General features: G+C 33.3%; 9 protein-coding genes. 7 read left to right on the plus strand and 2 right to left on the minus strand.

Going from position 1 to position 17,911, the window contains the following annotated elements:
- Window positions 1-261 precede the first annotated feature (261 nt).
- From purL to CLU82_RS02015, 4 genes are all read left to right on the plus strand, one after another.
- Window positions 262-3,918, plus strand: coding sequence for a phosphoribosylformylglycinamidine synthase (purL, locus tag CLU82_RS02000; protein WP_100841508.1), 3,657 nt, complete (start codon window positions 262-264; stop codon window positions 3,916-3,918).
- Between the two features lie 119 nt (window positions 3,919-4,037).
- A complete protein-coding gene (locus CLU82_RS02005; RefSeq protein WP_100841509.1) occupies window positions 4,038-4,922 on the plus strand; it encodes a hypothetical protein in 885 nt (294 codons plus the stop codon).
- Window positions 4,923-5,037: 115 nt separating this feature from the next.
- Window positions 5,038-5,478: a hypothetical protein gene (locus CLU82_RS02010; protein ID WP_100841510.1), complete on the plus strand. Its 441-nt coding sequence runs from the start codon at window positions 5,038-5,040 to the stop codon at window positions 5,476-5,478.
- Between the two features lie 239 nt (window positions 5,479-5,717).
- Entirely contained in the window at window positions 5,718-7,496 is a 1,779-nt protein-coding gene (locus CLU82_RS02015; protein ID WP_100841511.1) for a long-chain fatty acid--CoA ligase, read from the plus strand.
- Between the two features lie 95 nt (window positions 7,497-7,591).
- Here the strand turns inward: CLU82_RS02015 and CLU82_RS02020 are convergent, their stop codons facing one another.
- Together CLU82_RS02020 and CLU82_RS02025 are read right to left on the minus strand one after the other, a co-directional pair.
- Window positions 7,592-8,593 (minus strand): type IX secretion system membrane protein PorP/SprF, encoded by a 1,002-nt coding sequence (locus CLU82_RS02020; RefSeq protein WP_100841512.1) that lies wholly within the window; start codon window positions 8,591-8,593, stop codon window positions 7,592-7,594.
- Between the two features lie 18 nt (window positions 8,594-8,611).
- Complete coding sequence (locus CLU82_RS02025; RefSeq protein WP_100841513.1) at window positions 8,612-12,988, minus strand: PKD domain-containing protein; 4,377 nt, start codon at window positions 12,986-12,988, stop codon at window positions 8,612-8,614.
- 676 nt (window positions 12,989-13,664) lie between these two features.
- Between CLU82_RS02025 and CLU82_RS02030 the strand changes: the two genes are divergently transcribed.
- The 3 genes from CLU82_RS02030 to CLU82_RS02040 all read left to right on the plus strand — a co-directional run bounded on the left by CLU82_RS02030 (window position 13,665) and on the right by CLU82_RS02040 (window position 17,828).
- Complete coding sequence (locus tag CLU82_RS02030; protein WP_100841514.1) at window positions 13,665-14,144, plus strand: MarR family winged helix-turn-helix transcriptional regulator; 480 nt, start codon at window positions 13,665-13,667, stop codon at window positions 14,142-14,144.
- 107 nt (window positions 14,145-14,251) lie between these two features.
- Complete coding sequence (locus tag CLU82_RS02035; protein WP_100841515.1) at window positions 14,252-16,642, plus strand: 3-hydroxyacyl-CoA dehydrogenase/enoyl-CoA hydratase family protein; 2,391 nt, start codon at window positions 14,252-14,254, stop codon at window positions 16,640-16,642.
- 4 nt (window positions 16,643-16,646) lie between these two features.
- Complete coding sequence (locus tag CLU82_RS02040) at window positions 16,647-17,828, plus strand: acetyl-CoA C-acyltransferase (protein ID WP_100841516.1); 1,182 nt, start codon at window positions 16,647-16,649, stop codon at window positions 17,826-17,828.
- Window positions 17,829-17,911: the final 83 nt, after the last annotated feature.

Consider the following 17,911-nt stretch of genomic DNA (forward strand, 5'->3'; position numbering starts at 1 on the left):
TTTTTATTATATCAATTTAGAACAAACTACTTTTAAAAAAAACTATCAATCAAACTTCAATACAGATAACCACCTTCCAAAAGGAATTTATTTATCAAAATAGCAGATAATTATACCTCTGCAAATAAAAAGATAATAATCAACTAATTAAAAGCTCTGCAACCTATTAAAAAAGCAACTAAATTGTCCCTTTATTTTTATTCGGTTTTTAATCTTATATTAACTAAATTTGCACCGTTAAATACAACAAACTACACAACAATGATCCATTTCTTTGAAAACCAAAGCAAAACTGTTTTTGCAGTACAAACGCAAAACGAAATTTCAGCTCAAGACATTTCAAAACTTAATTGGCTTTTTGCCGACGCAAATAAAATAGAGAAATCCGCTTTGACGGATTTTTTTGTTGGTCCTCGTGCCGCAATGATTACGCCTTGGAGTACCAATGCGGTAGAAATTACTCAAAACATGGGGATTTCTGGAATCATTCGTATCGAAGAATTTTTCTATGTTTCAGAAAATTTCAACGATTTTGACCCAATGCTTTCGCAAAAATACACTGAGTTGAATCAAGATATTTATACTATCAACGTTGAACCAGAAGCTATTTTAGAAATTGATGACATTGCTGCTTACAACAAATCAGAAGGTTTGGCTTTGAGCACTGAAGAAGAAGATTATTTGAATAATTTGGCAACCAAATTAGGTAGAAAATTAACTGATTCTGAAATTTTTGCTTTCTCGCAAGCGAATTCAGAACACTGTCGTCACAAGATTTTCAACGGAACTTTTGTAATTGATGGTGTAGAGAAAGAAACTTCTCTTTTCAAATTAATCAAAAAAACATCGCAAGAAAATCCGAACGATATTGTTTCGGCATATAAAGATAACGTGGCTTTTGTAAAAGGGCCAAGAGTACAGCAATTTGCTCCAAAAACGGGTGACAAACCTGATTTTTATGAAGTAAAAGAATTTGATTCAGTTATCTCTTTAAAAGCAGAAACGCACAATTTCCCAACAACAGTAGAACCTTTCAACGGTGCTGCAACTGGTGCTGGAGGAGAAATTCGTGACCGTTTAGCAGGTGGACAAGGTTCATTGCCATTGGCGGGAACTGCTGTTTATATGACTTCTTATTCTCGTTTGGCTGATGATAGAAACTGGGAAAATGGTGTTGCCGAAAGAAAATGGTTGTACCAAACTCCAATGGATATTTTAATCAAAGCATCAAACGGAGCTTCAGATTTTGGAAATAAATTCGGTCAGCCACTTATTACTGGTTCAGTTTTAACATTCGAACACGAAGAAAACAACCGCAAAATTGGTTACGATAAAGTAATCATGCAAGCGGGTGGAATTGGATACGGAAAATTAGATCAAGCAATTAAACACAAACCACAAGAAGGAGATAAAATTGTAATTCTTGGTGGAGAAAATTATAGAATCGGAATGGGTGGTGCTGCAGTTTCTTCTGCAGATACAGGAGCTTTCGGTTCAGGAATCGAGTTGAACGCTATTCAACGTTCGAATCCAGAAATGCAAAAACGTGCTGCCAATGCAATTCGTGCTTTGGTAGAAAGCGATAACAATCCAATCGTATCTATTCACGATCACGGTGCAGGTGGACACTTAAACTGTCTTTCTGAATTAGTAGAAGAAACCGGAGGTTTAATCGATTTGGATAAATTACCTGTGGGCGACCCAACTCTTTCTGCAAAAGAAATTATTGGTAACGAATCTCAAGAAAGAATGGGATTGGTTATTGGCCAAAAAGACATTGACACTTTACAAAGAATTGCTGACAGAGAGCGTTCTCCTATGTATCAAGTTGGTGACGTAACTGGTAATCACCGTTTTACTTTTGAATCAAAAACTACTGGTCTAAAACCAATGGATTATGCTTTGGAAGATTTCTTTGGAAGTTCTCCAAAAACTGTGATGACAGATAAAACGATCGATTACAACTATAAAAATTTAGAATATTCTAAAGATAAAATCGCAACATATTTAGAAGCAGTTTTACAATTAGAAGCAGTAGCATCTAAAGACTGGTTGACTAATAAAGTTGACCGTTGTGTAGGTGGAAAAGTAGCTAAACAACAATGCGCTGGACCATTACAATTACCTTTGAACAATGTTGGGGTAATGGCTTTAGATTATTTAGGAAAAGAAGGAGTTGCAACCTCTATTGGTCACTCTCCTATTGCTTCTTTAATTGATCCTGTTGCTGGAACTAGAACTGCTATTGCTGAATCTTTATCAAACATAGTTTGGGCTCCAATCAAAGGCGGAATGGATGGTATTTCATTGTCTGCTAACTGGATGTGGGCTTGTAAAAATGAAGGTGAAGACGCTCGTTTGTATGCAGCTGTTGAAAGTTGTTCTGAATTTGCAATCGAATTAGGAATCAATATTCCAACAGGAAAAGATTCACTTTCGATGAAACAAAAATATCCAAACGATGAAGTTATCGCTCCTGGAACGGTAATTATTTCTGCTGGTGGAAACTGTATTGATATCCAAAAAGTAGTAGAACCTGTTTTACAAAAAGACGGTGGCTCTATTTATTATATTAATTTGTCACAAGATGAATTCAAATTAGGAGGTTCTTCATTTGCTCAAACATTAAACACAATTGGAAACGAAGCGCCAACTATTAAAAGTGCTTCTTTCTTCAAAAATGCTTTCAACACCCTACAAGAATTAATTCTAGACAATCAAATCCTTGCTGGACACGATATCGGAAGTGGTGGTTTAATCACAACTTTATTAGAAATGTGTTTTGCTGATGTGAATTTGGGAGCTAAAATTGATTTCTCTGTTTTTGAAGAAAAAGACATTATCAAATATTTATTTGCAGAAAATATTGGAATCGTTTTCCAAGCGAAAGAAGATTCAGTTTTGGAAAGCAAATTAAATGCAAACGGAGTTTCATTCTACAAATTAGGAACTGTAACATCTGAAGCTAGTTTGAATTTTGGTCCATGTCAATTAGATATTGCAAAATACAGAGATATTTGGTTTAAAACTTCATTCTTATTAGACCAAAAACAAGCTAAAAATGGAACAGCTCAGGCGCGTTTCGACAATTACAAAAACCAAGCATTAAACTATACATTCCCAACTCATTTTACAGGAAAAAAACCTGTGATTGATGATTCAAAACCACGTCCAAAAGCAGCTATTATCCGCGAAAAAGGAAGTAATTCTGAGCGTGAAATGGCTAACGCAATGTACTTAGCTGGTTTTGATGTAAAAGACGTTCACATGACCGATTTGATTTCTGGTCGTGAGACTTTAGAAGATATTCAATTCATTGGTGCTGTTGGAGGATTCTCTAACTCTGATGTTTTAGGTTCTGCTAAAGGTTGGGCTGGAGCTTTCAAATACAACGAAAAAGCAAATATAGCTTTGAAAAACTTCTTCAAAAGAGAAGATACTTTATCAGTTGGAATCTGTAATGGTTGTCAATTATTCATGGAATTGGAAGTAATTAATCCAGAGCATAAAGTTCATGGAAAAATGTTGCATAATGATAGTCACAAACACGAAAGTATTTTTACTTCTGTTACGATTCAAGAAAATAAATCGGTGATGTTATCGACTTTGGCAGGAAGTACTTTAGGAGTTTGGGTTTCTCATGGAGAAGGAAAATTCAATTTACCTGAACCAGAAGAGAACTACAACATTGTTGGAAAATACGGTTACGACAGTTATCCAGCAAATCCAAATGGTTCTGACTTTAATACTGCTATGATGTGTGATGTTACTGGTCGTCACTTGGTAATGATGCCACACATTGAGCGTTCAACTTTTCAATGGAACTGGGCAAACTATCCAAAAGATAGAAAAGATGAAGTTACTCCTTGGCATGAAGCTTTTGTGAATGCTAAGAAATGGATTCATAATCAAAAATAATAAAAGATCATCTTATAGTTAAAACTTAATTTCCTTAGCCCGTCTCTTTATAATTTTAGAGACGGGTTTTTCATGAAAGATTTTAGTTCGAAGTCACAAATAATTTTAAAAATCCCCCAATGAATTTTTTAAAAAAATCTCTTTTAATTTTAAGTATCCTACTCTTTATCAATCCAGTATTAGCACAATCTATTGATCTCTCCCTGAAGACAAATCCTTTTCTTCAATTAAGTTCTAATACAAAAGTATTAGGATTAAAAGGAAGTGTAAAAGAAATGCAAGAACACAAATTTGTAATAAACATTCAAGATCAAACAACAAATGATTCTGCATCAGTTAGTAATCAATATCAATTTGATCAAAATGGCTTAACTAAAGAAATGGAGGAGATTTTCACAAATGTAGAATCAAAAAAGAGTTTTTTTAGTTATACCAACAAAGGTTTTGTCTCACATATTGATATCGAAACGACACTTTTTTCTAATAACAAAGACACAACTGACACCACTACTGTGAATACCACAGAGAAAGATCCAATCTTTTCTACAGTTGATTACAAGTATGTACAAAAGAAAAATATTTTATTCAAAGGAGAAGATTATGTAGCGGGTACCCCTAAAAAAGTAACTACTCGAAATGAATACTTTTACCATTTTAATGATGATGGTCAAATTTTTCAAATAGACTACCAAACTATTGATTTAGTAACCAAATATAATTACGATGCTAATGGGTTAATAAAAGAGTCTTTGACATTAAAGTCTGGAGTAGCATTTTACAAAAACATTTATAAATATGATCGTAATAACAGACTAATTAAGATGGTAACTATTAACTCCGATAACATTTCAAAATATCCTAATGAAGAAATAGTTATATCCTATAAACTTGATCCTAACGGAAATATAATTGAGAAAAAAGTACAAAGCTATCTTTATTCTCCAAAAGGTTCTAAGACATTTACAGAAGGTTATTTATATCTTTATAATTACAAGTATTTATAGTTTTTTTATCTAAAATTCAGTTTGTATATTAGCTTAAAGTTCAAAAAATTTCCTAACCCATATCTAAAAAGTAACTCCCTTTACTGATTAGCATTTTACAATTAACCTACACCCCATGAAAAATTTCACATTACTACTAACAGTACTTATACTAAGTACGGCACATTCTTTTGCTCAAATAAAAATCACAAAAATTAAAGATAAAGACAAAGACCGATATATTGCTACGGTTATAGGTTATCCAATTACAGGTCTGTACACTTATGTGAACCAAATCACCCCTACAACAATCCTTAATGAAGATGGAACTGGGATAATGCAAAATGAAGATCTCACGAAAGATCCTATCATTTGGGGAATTGAATGTTCCGAATCGGGAATTCCAATTTTCAAAGAAGGATTCAATAGTGCTTCTTACTCTTTTTGGTATAAAAAAAGTACTTCTACTACTAAATCAGAAGATGATGATGAGTGGACTTTACAGCAATTTTCTATCCATTATGACCAAAAAAAAATGTTCATTTCTGGTGAACGCGTAAAAGAATATATAGAGTAATCTCTTTAAAAGAAAACACTGTAAATCCTTGTGCCACTTCTATTTTAGAAAATTTATTTTTAAAACAGAGTGTTCAGGGATTTTGTTTTATTAAACCAATTCGTTCAAATTTAGCTCATTTAAGAAATCGATTTCGTTGATTACCACTATTGTAATTATATAAATGATAATTAATCTTTCGAAAATAAAAATTATTATTATTTTTTATTTAATTTGCGATAAAATTTAATAATCTTATAATGATAACGATCACCCGTCTCTTTGATTTCCCATATTATCAGTTAGAAAAATACAACCTATCAGATGCTTTAGTAACAAAGCAGAACGGTGTTTGGGTGAAAACATCTACTCAAGAATATATCGATAAAGCCAATGCTATTTCTAGAGCGTTGCTGAGAATGGGTATTCAAAAAAATGATAAAATAGCTATTATTTCAAGTAATAATAGAACGGAATGGCATATCATGGATGCTGGTATTTTACAAACAGGTGCTCAAAACGTTCCCATATACCCAACCATCACTGAAGAAGATTATGATTATATCTTAAATCATTCAGAAGCGATGTATGTTTTCGTTTCGGATCTTGAATTATATAATAAAATCAATGCAATAAAAGGGAATGTTCCTTCTTTGAAAGAGGTTTTTTCTTTTAATGAAATTGATAATTGCAAAAACTGGACTGAATTATTAAAATTAGGTGAAGATACTAGCAATCAAGATGCTGTTGAAGAACGAAAAAACAATGTTAGTACAGAAGATTTAGCAACAATTATTTATACCTCTGGAACAACAGGAAGGCCAAAAGGTGTAATGTTATCTCATAAAAACATTGTATCCAATGTTTTGAATAGCGCTGACAGAATCCCTTTTGATCCAGGAGTTAGTCGCGCACTAAGCTTCTTACCAATTTGCCATATTTATGAGCGAATGGTAACTTACATTTATCAATTTTATGGTTGTTCCATTTACTTTGGAGAATCTATTGAAAAGATTTCAGATAATATTAAAGAAATCAGTCCATCAGTAATGACTGGTGTACCGAGACTTATTGAAAAAGTTTACGAAAAGATTATCGCCAAAGGATCTGAACTTACAGGAGTAAAAAAGAAATTATTCTTTTGGGCAGTGGAAGTTGGTCTGAAATATGAGCCTTATGGAGCTAATGGCTTATGGTATGAATTACAATTAAAACTAGCTCGAAAACTAATTTTCAGTAAATGGAAAGCAGGTTTAGGAGGAAAATTAGATTTGATTGTAAATGGAAGTGCTGCGTTACAACCAAGGTTAGCGAGAATTTTTGCTGCAGCAGAAATATACATTATGGAAGGTTACGGATTATCTGAAACCTCACCAGTAATCTCTGTAAATGATTATAGAAACAAAGGGTTTAAAATTGGAACAGCAGGTAAAGTAATCAACAATGTAGAAGTGAAAATAGCCGAAGACGGTGAAATTCTTTGCAAAGGACCTAATGTGATGATTGGATATTATAAAGACCCTGAAAAAACAGCCGAAGCAATAATTGATGGATACTTTCATACAGGAGACATTGGTAATATTGATGAGAATGGATTTTTAAAGATTACTGATCGTAAGAAAGAAATGTTTAAAACATCCGGAGGAAAATACATAGCGCCTCAACTTATAGAAAACACCATGAAACAATCTCGATTTATCGAGCAAATTATGGTTATTGGTGATGGCGAAAAAATGCCTGGTGCATTTATACAACCAAGTTTTGAATTCGTCAAAGAATGGGCAAAATTACACGGGATTGACCCAGGAAAAACCAATGAAGAAATCATTTCAAATCCACAGGTTATTGCACGTATTAAGGAAGAAGTAGATCATTTGAACACCAAATTTGGGAATTGGGAACAAATCAAACGTTTCGAATTAACACCAGATGTTTGGTCAATTGATGGTGGACACCTCACTCCTACTTTGAAACTAAAGCGTAAAATAATCAAAGAGATTTACAAAGATCTTTACGCAAAAATCTACGTACACAACTAAAACCAAATATTATAAAACCTGAAAAAGGCAGTCTATTCTAGACTGCCTTTTTTATTTCATTTCTTTAAAACAATATCAAAAAAAAACGATACCAATTATTTTCCAACATAATTAGGGCATCCAAAACATTTTTTATCCAAATTAAACTGATAAGCGAAAGAAAGCTCATAGATCCCACCTGTTTTACCAATTTTAGAGGTGTTTAAATCGTAAGAAAGACCTAAACGCAAATGTTCATATTGCAATCCTGTGAAAAAATTCACAGACGTTAATAAATCGTTGCCAATTCCATTTTTCGCAGGATTAGTAACAAAAGATGTTCCAAAAAACATTTTTTCGAATAATATTGAAGTAGCTAAATCTAACCGATTATAAGGTCCTTGTTGCATATAATTTGAAGAGACAAACAGTTTTGTTGCATAAGGAAAAAAATGAACGTCAATATAATCAGCCAATAGAAATTCATACCCAGCACTTAATGAAAAAAAAGATTCTAAAGGCAAGTTCCCATTCGAGCTAAACGCAATATTTGGTCTATTAAGGTGTTTCATAGACAAACCAATCCAAAGATCCTCAGTATTGAAAACCATACCTGCCGAGATATCAAAAAAAGTAACTTTATCGTTTACTAATAAAGGATCGACAGAATTTGCATTATTATGACCTGACTTTATATTAATTTGGTCTTCAAGTAATAAGTTTTGAAATGCAAATGATTTTAAACCATAACCAGCTTCAATAGCAGGACGAAAATCCCATTCGTCACTTATTTTTACTTTGTAAGCATAATTGGCATTAATTTGCGTAAAATTATAGTTAGTTGCATTTTCTCTTTGATTCAAAATACTTACACCAAAGCCACTGTTCATTTTGTCACTCCATGTATTAACAAAAGCATAGTCTGTATTTATTTTTAAATCCAAATTTGGCCATTGCTCACGGTGTATAATTCCTGTGTATGTGGTTTCCATAAACCCAGAAAAACCAGGATTCAAAGTCTCAGGAAATAAAAAATATTGTGTAAAAATAGGATCCTGTGCTTGCGTTTTGGTATAAAAACAACATGTAATAATTATAATAAATAGTTTTAATCTCATTTTCTTAATATGCTGTTTTTATTTAATTAGTGTAAGTACTCCTTTTTCTGTTATCGTGTGATTATAAAAGGTTTTTGCTGTAATTTTAAAATAATAATTACCATTTTCTGCATCTAAATCTTTTACTTTCCCATGCCAACCACGAATATTCTCTCCACTTTCTGAGTATATAATGCTACCCCATGTGTCAAAAACATCCAGTTTTATATTTGTCAATCCAAGAAAAACTGGAGCAAATGTATCATTATATCCATCATTATTTGGTGTAAACGCATTTGGCATAATTAAACTATATCCTTTTTCTACACCTAATACCGAACTATAGCTATATTGACAACCAAAAGGATAGGTAACAGTTTGCTTAATAGTGTAAGTACCTACTTTGGTATAAATGTGCTTTGGATTTTCTTCATCAGAAAAATTTCCATCTCCAAAATCCCAAGAAATTGCAGTAAAATCTCCAGTAGCTAAGTTTGTAAATAATATAGGATCGTAAATAGAATACAAATCATAAACATCTTTCCCATATGAACTTGTAGAAAAATTGGCTTTTCCTAAAACTGGAGTGTTCACATTATATGGATAATCAGCTTTACAACCAAAACTATCAGTTACACTAAAAATCACTAACCCATTATTATTGGTATTCATTATCTCGCCGTTAATACCTGTCACAACTCCATCCGACCAACTTAACTGATAAGGAGGAATTCCACCTTTTACATGACCTACAAATGTTTGGTGAACGTATTTGGTATCACAATTAAAATCAGTTAAAACTTCGATAGTTGGAGTCAGTTGTTCAAATCGGGTAATTTTCCATGTATCAGCTTTTTTACAGCCATTAGCATCAGTTACTGTAACGGTATAATTCCCTGGTATAAGATTTTCAAGATCTTCAATTATCGCACCGTTAGACCAAGAATATGAAAACGGAGGTGTTCCGCCTGTAACCACTAAATTGATAGCTCCTGTATTGGCTTCAATACAATTTAAAGGATTAGAAACCGTTGCATTTACTTCTAATAAAGGTGGTTCAACAATAAGATAAGTCCCTTTTATTACACAAGATTTAGCATCAGTAATTATTACTGTATATTCCCCAGGTCCTAAATTATTCCGTTCGATTCCTGCAGTAGCATCATCATTCCATACTAAAGTGACTGGTAATTGTCCCCCAACAAGATTTAATCGGATATGTGCGTCCCTTTCACCAAAACAAGAAATTTGTTTAACATCTGGATCGATTGTAAAAACCGGTGCATTATCAATCACAATTGTGAATTGCTTAGTACAGTTTAGCGCATCTGTAATTGTAATTACATAGGTTCCAGCTGATAAATTATCTTGTATTAGCCCCGAGCCTAAATTACTCCACTTTATAATATAAGGATCTCCAGTTGTAAATGGAATACCCCCCGTAATAGAATTAATAGTTATAGAAGCATCTGAATAACCGTAGCAAGCTATTTCAGTTTTAGTATAATCAATTTTAATCTCATTATTCTGTTTTAGAATCACTTGCAAATTATCTGTACAACCTGAATTGTCAGTTACGGTTAAATTATAAGTCCCTGCTGCAAGATTTTTTGGGTTTTGAATATAGCTACTGTAACCATTTGGACCAGTCCAATAATAACTATAATTAAAAACACCTGGACTTATTTCTGTTGTTCTACCACCAATTGTACTAACATTAATTTCTCCTGTATAATCTCCGTAACATAGAATATCAACTTGGCTTACAAAACTTACTTCTAATAAAGGTGGTTCTATAATGGTATACGTTTCTTTCAAAATACCACAATTATTCAACTCGGTAATAGTGACTCCGTAAACACCGGGACTCAAATTATAAAGACTTTCAGTAGTTGCATTATAGGGATTTCCGTCTTTTGTCCAAACAAACTTATAAGGCTGGGTTCCTCCAGATGTGCTCAAATTTATGTTTCCGTCATTTAATCCGTAACAGCTTATATCATTTTTATTACCTGAAAATTGAAATTTAGCAGGTTCTTCCACATAATAACTTTTAGAGAAGGGACAATTACCATTATCATTTATGGTTAAGTAATAATAACCAGATTTTAGATTAGAAATATCCTCATCAGTACTTGCAAATCCGTTTGGACCAGTCCAAGAAAAAGTATAAGGTTTCCCTGTTGTAAATGGAATTCCTCCAGTCACATTAATACTAATAGCACCATCACTCAATCCAAAGCAAGTGATTTTTTTTACAATTTCATTCGCGTTTATCAATGGATCAACTGTTACCGTAACTGTAAAATCAGGACCAGGACAAACTTTAGATATTGGAGATACGGTATAAATTACTGTAGCAGGAAATGCGGTATTATTAGTCAATGTTTGGCTAATACTCGTTGTAGGCGTAGATTGTGCATAAGCTCCACTCACAGCACCCGCAGGAGAAATAGTTGGATATGACCAAATGTATGTAGTACCAGCTGGCACATTATCTGTTCCGTTAGTCACTGGTGAGATCAAAAAGCTATTACCGCTACAAATTTCAGCTGTTTTTGGCTTTATAACGGGAGAAAGAACTAAATCTACAGAAAAATTTCTTATTGCTGTAGCAGTACCACAACTATTAGTAACACTAAAAGTAGCTTGATAATTACCACTTTTTGTATAATTAATAGAGCCCGGGTTAAATGATGTCGATGTCGAAGGAGTCCCACCAGGAAAACTCCAAAGATATGTTAGTTCTGAAGTAGGAGAACAACTTTCTACCACTTTACCAACAGGTTTAATTGTCGCCGAATTACAATAATCAGAAATAGGGTCTAAAGTAATTACAGGCTTCTTCTTTACTTCTATTAATTGTGAGGCATATTGATATAATCCGCAGGAATTTAATGTTCTTAATCTCAATTCATAAGTACCTGGATTACTAAAATTTATAACCGGATCTTTAGAATTGTAACCTGTCCCATTTACAAAGTTCCATTGCCCTCTTCCTTTTCCACAAAAACCTTCATAATAATTCATTACTTCCCAATAGTAACTTTCGGTGCCACAACTCTTACTTGTATCAGTGGTATTTGTTATCTGAACATTTTCGGAAGCACATGCTTTTGCAACAGTAAATTTAGGTTGCAAAATAGGTTCTACACATATTGTCTGAGTATAAGTATTTCCTATTCCACAAGGAGTTGTCGCCGATAATTTGATAGTATAATTTCCCGGTCTTGTATAAACATGACTAGGAGAAACTTCTCTCGATACTGAACTTCCATCACCAAAATCCCAAGTGTAAACATTATAAGTGCTGCAATCATTAGTATAACCTGCAAGAGTTGAATTATTAAAACTAACGTAAGTATTTGCACAGACTATAGGACTTACACTAAAGCTTACCGTTGGAACATCTAAAATAATAATGGGTCCAGCAGTAAGATAAGTACTTCCACAAGATGTAGTGATTGTCAAAGTAACTGTATTACCACTAGGGCAATTAAACCTTGTAAATTTATGAGGTATAGGATAATTTTGTGATACTTTTGGATTCAAACTATTGTAATAACTAGAGCTTTCCAGTTGCGCCTGGGATAGATTCAATACTGTACCATCTCCATAATTGACCTGATAATTTGTATCCGAAGGATTAAGTGCCCAAGAACCAATAGCAAAATCCATTGGAGCTACTGGTATACATAAATTAGTTGTATTTCCAGGTGCTATAAGCGCTCCTATCGGGTTATTAGAGTTTTTAACCACATAAGTAATCGAGTTTTCGCAAGCACTATTTCCAATTCCTGTTACAACCATATTAAACGAACCTAATTTCATATAGGTATGTGTTTTAGGAAAAGTAACACTGGTTTCTAAATTACCATCTCCCCAATCAATATTATATGAAGCGATACAGGAAACTGAACTAGAATTGTTGGCTAATTTAATAGTATATTTTGGATCTGAATTATTATCACCACATTTTTCAAAAGGAGTACTAGAACCAATTGGCGCATTTAGATTGGTAAATTTTAAATCTGGTTTTTGTTTTACCGAAACATTTTTTGATATAGAGTTGACCTCACCATTTGCATCAGTAACAGTCAATTTAACAGTAAAGTTTTGAGTTCCACAGCCAAGTGCTGTAAAAGTATGATTTGGGTTACTTATTGAAGAAGTACTTCCATCTCCAAAATCCCATGAATACTTAAAAGGAGCATTCCCACTTACAACAGAGGTAAAATTAATTGGCGTTCCTGAACAAGCACCGTCGCTGGTAAAACTAAAATTAACATTGGGAGGTAAAATTAAATCTCTAAAGCTTTTATCACGATAATTACTATTATTAGTAGTACAAAGTCCATAAACTGAAGCCGTTTTTATTAAAAAAAAAAGTATGTAAAAAAAGTAAAGTTTCCTCATAGAGTATAATTCGTTAATTTCAATGACCAAAAGTATGATTTTTTTAATCAAACAAAGATTACAGTACATTCTTTTTTAAATAATATTTAAAATCAGAAAAAAATTACTTAAATTAAAAGATATATTAACACAATACAAACTTTTATATTGTAAAAAAGATTAAAACTTTAAATTAAATAAACAAAATCCGTTGTCAAAACACATACAAATAGACACCTGAAAATTAATTACAATAACCTTTGAATACATAAAAGTTTTCTTGAAGTATTAAACTAAATTTTAAAGCATTGCACTATCAATATATTTTCTTTTGCAAAAATGGAAATCATCCTCACAATATGATAAGCAAAAAAAATGTTTTACAAGAAATTATTCAAATTTTAAGACACACCGATAGCTGCCATTTTTAAGTAAGATTGAATTTGAAAAAATTCAAAAAGTGTTATCAAAAACAAATATAAAAGCATCATTAAGAAGTTTTTTGCATATATGTCTCCCAAGTTTTAAAAAACTTCTATTCCTAAAAAAATTAAAATACTACGCATGCATAATATTCCCTAAACCTCATATTTTTCAGGAGTTTTTTAATTATATTTATAAAAAAATAAAAAAATATTAAATTTATTATGCATGCATAGTATATTTTTTATTACATTTGAAATCGATATAGTAGCATATGAAAAACAAAACACTAGATTATATCCTAAGAGCAACCTGGCAAGCCGTATCCAGAATGTATAATGAGGAAGCGAATAAATATGACGCAACAATGGCAACTGGATTTGCATTATTAAGTATGGATAGAGAAGAAGGAACACCTTCGACAGCATTAGGCCCTAGAATGGGAATGGAAGCTACAAGCTTGACGAGAACCCTAAAATCTATGGAGGAAAAAGGGCTAATTATCAGAAAAAAAAATCCAGAAGACGGTAGAGGAGTTTTAATTTATCTAACCGACTTTGGAAGAGAAAAAAGAGAGCTTTCTAAGAATACCGTTTTGAAATTTAATGAATCCGTACGACAACATGTCTCAGAAGAAAAAATCAACAACTTCATAGAGGTTGCTGAAATTATAAACGAACTAATTCAAAATAAGCACATATTTAAATCTGAAGATGGAGATAAAAACGCCACAATTCAAGAAACTAAAAAATAATGAAATGAGGCGTTTTTAAATCCAAATAAGAGTGTAATTATTTTAAGAATTAAAATTAAATATACCCAATGGGTTGTGACTAATAAAAAAGCAATAAACATCAAAATATGAAACGCATTATTAAAAAAGTAGCAGTAATTGGATCTGGAATTATGGGTTCAGGAATTGCCTGTCATTTTGCCAATATTGGAGTCGAAGTCTTATTATTAGACATTATTCCTAGAGAATTGACTGATGCAGAAACCAAAAAAGGACTTACGCTTGAAAGCAAAGTTGTCCGTAACCGTGTGGTAAACGAGCACTTGGCCAACTCATTAAAATCGAAACCCTCTCCTATTTACAGTCAAAAATTCGCTAGCCGAATTACTACTGGAAATACGAGTGATGATATGGGAAAAATTGCTAATGTCGATTGGATTATTGAAGTTGTCGTGGAGCGTTTGGATATTAAGAAATTAGTATTCGAGCAAATCGAAAAATTCCGTAAACCAGGAACTTTGGTTACTTCAAACACTTCTGGAATTCCAATTCACTTTATGAGTGAAGGAAGAAGCGAAGATTTTCAACAACACTTCTGCGGAACACACTTTTTTAACCCAGCGCGTTACTTAAAATTATTTGAAATTATTCCTGGTCCAAAAACTTCAACAGAAGTATTGGATTTCTTAAATGAATACGGTTCAAAATTCTTAGGAAAAACTTCGGTTGTTGCTAAAGATACTCCGGCATTTATTGGAAACAGAATTGGTATTTACGGAATTCAAAGTTTATTCCATTTAGTTAAAGAAATGGGATTAACTATCGAAGAAGTTGATAAATTGACTGGTCCAGTAATTGGTCGTCCAAAATCGGCTACTTTCCGTACTGTTGACGTTGTTGGTTTAGATACTTTGGTACACGTTGCCAACGGTATTTATGAAAACTGTCCAAACGACGAACAACACGAATTGTTCAAACTTCCTGAGTTTGTAAACAAAATGATGGAAAACAAATGGCTAGGTAGTAAAACTGGTCAAGGTTTTTACAAAAAAGTTGACAGAGATATTCTTTCTTTAGACTTAGATACATTAGAATATCGTCCGACAAAAAAAGCTTCGTTTGCAACTTTAGAATTAACTAAAACTATCGATAAACCGATCAATCGTTTTAAAGTTTTGGTTAAAGGAAAAGACAAAGCTGGTGAATTTTACCGTAAGAGTTTCTCTGGAATGTTTGCTTATGTATCAAACAGAATTCCTGAAATCTCAGACGAATTATACAAAATTGATGATGCTATGAAAGCAGGTTTTGGATGGGAAAATGGTCCATTCGAAATTTGGGATGCAATTGGTGTTGAAAAAGGTATCGAAATGATGAAAGCAGAAGGTTTAGAACCTGCTGCATGGGTAACAGAAATGTTAGCATCTGGAAGTACTAGTTTTTATACTGTAAAAGAAGGAGCTTCCTACTTCTACAATATTCCAACAAAATCTCAAACTAAAGTTCCTGGACAAGATTCATTCATTATTTTGAACAACATTCGCGAAAGCAAAAAAGTTTGGAGTAACAGCGGAGCAATCATACAAGATTTAGGAGATGGAATTTTGAATTTAGAATTCCAATCTAAAATGAATACAATTGGTGGTGATGTACTTCAAGCTATCAATAAAGCAATCGACTTATCTGAAAAAGAATACCAAGGTTTAGTAATTGGTAACCAAGCAGCGAATTTCTCTGTTGGTGCTAATATTGGTATGATTTTCATGATGGCAGTTGAGCAAGAATACGATGAATTGAACATGGCAATCAAAATGTTCCAAGATACTATGATGCGCGTACGTTACTCAGGAATTCCTGTAGTTGTTGCGCCTCACGGAATGACTTTTGGTGGTGGATGCGAAATGAGCTTACACGCTGATAAAGTGGTAGCTGCTGCTGAAACTTACATGGGATTAGTTGAATTTGGAGTTGGTGTACTTCCTGGTGGTGGTGGATCTAAAGAAATGGCTTTAAGAGCGGCTGATTTATTCCATAAAAACGATGTTGAGTTAAATGTTCTTCAAGAGTATTTCTTAACAATCGCTATGGCTAAAGTTTCTACTTCAGGGTACGAAGCTTTTGATACTGGACTTTTACAACACGGTAAAGATATTATCGTAGTAAACAAAGACCGTCAGATTGCTGAAGCTAAAAAACATGCTTTGTTAATGGCAGAAGCGGGTTACACTCAACCAATCAGAAGAACTGATGTTAAGGTTTTAGGTAAACAAGCATTAGGAATGTTTTTAGTTGGAACTGACCAAATGCAAGCTGGAAAATACATTTCTGAACACGACAAAAAAATCGCAAACAAACTTGCTTACGTAATGGCTGGTGGTGATTTATCTGAAGCGACATTAGTATCTGAGCAATATTTATTAGATATCGAACGTGAAGCTTTCTTATCACTTTGTACAGAAAGAAAAACATTGGAGAGAATTCAATACATGTTAACCAAAGGGAAACCTCTAAGAAATTAATCAAATGAAAACAGCATATATAGTAAAAGCTTACCGTACTGCGGTCGGAAAAGCACCAAAAGGAGTTTTTAGATTTAAAAGACCTGATGAATTAGCTGCAGAAACCATTCAATATATGATGAATGAACTGCCTGATTTTGACAAAAAACGTATCGATGACGTTATGGTAGGAAATGCCATGCCGGAAGCAGAACAAGGTTTAAACGTTGGACGTTTAATTTCCTTAATGGGATTAAAAGTAGAAGACGTTCCTGGTGTAACTGTGAACCGTTACTGTGCTTCAGGACTTGAAACTATCGGAATGGCAACTGCTAAAATCCAATCTGGAATGGCAGATTGTATCATCGCTGGTGGTGCCGAAAGTATGAGTTTCATTCCAATGGGTGGTTACAAGCCAACTCCTGATTATGCTATTGCAAAAGAAGGACACGAAGATTACTACTGGGGAATGGGATTAACTGCTGAAGCAGTTGCCAAACAATACAATATTTCACGTGCTGACCAAGATGAGTTTGCTTATCAGTCACATATGAAGTCCTTAAAAGCACAAGCTGAAGGTAAATTTGACAAACAAATTGTTCCAATCACAGTTGAGCAAACTTTTATCAATGAAAATGGTAAAAAAGAAACCAAATCGTATGTAGTTAACAAAGATGAAGGCCCTAGAGCTGGAACTTCTGTTGAAGCTTTGGCTGGATTACGTCCCGTTTTTGCTGCTGACGGAAGTGTTACTGCTGGAAACTCTTCTCAAATGAGTGATGGTGCTGCTTTTGTATTAATCATGAGCGAAGAAATTGTAAAAGAATTAAACGTTCAGCCTATCGCACGTTTGGTAAACTTTGCCTCAGCAGGTGTTGAGCCTAGAATCATGGGAATTGGCCCAGTAAAAGCAATTCCAAAAGCATTGAAACAAGCTGGATTAACTTTGAACGATATCGACTTAATTGAATTGAACGAAGCATTTGCATCTCAAGCTTTGGCTGTTACGCGTGAATTAAACTTGAACCCTGACATTATCAATGTCAATGGTGGTGCAATATCATTGGGACACCCTCTAGGTTGTACAGGAGCAAAATTGTCTGTTCAATTATTTGACGAAATGAAACGTAGAGGTAACAAATACGGAATCGTTTCGATGTGTGTGGGAACCGGACAAGGAAGTGCGGGAATTTACGAAGTATTGTAGATAAAGTGTTAAGTTCTGTTTATCATTCTAAAGGATGATAAGATTGGGGTTAAATTATAATAAAAAAACTAAACAAAAAGATA

Origin of the sequence: Flavobacterium sp. 5 (assembly GCF_002813295.1) — a bacterium.
GTDB lineage: Bacteria > Bacteroidota > Bacteroidia > Flavobacteriales > Flavobacteriaceae > Flavobacterium.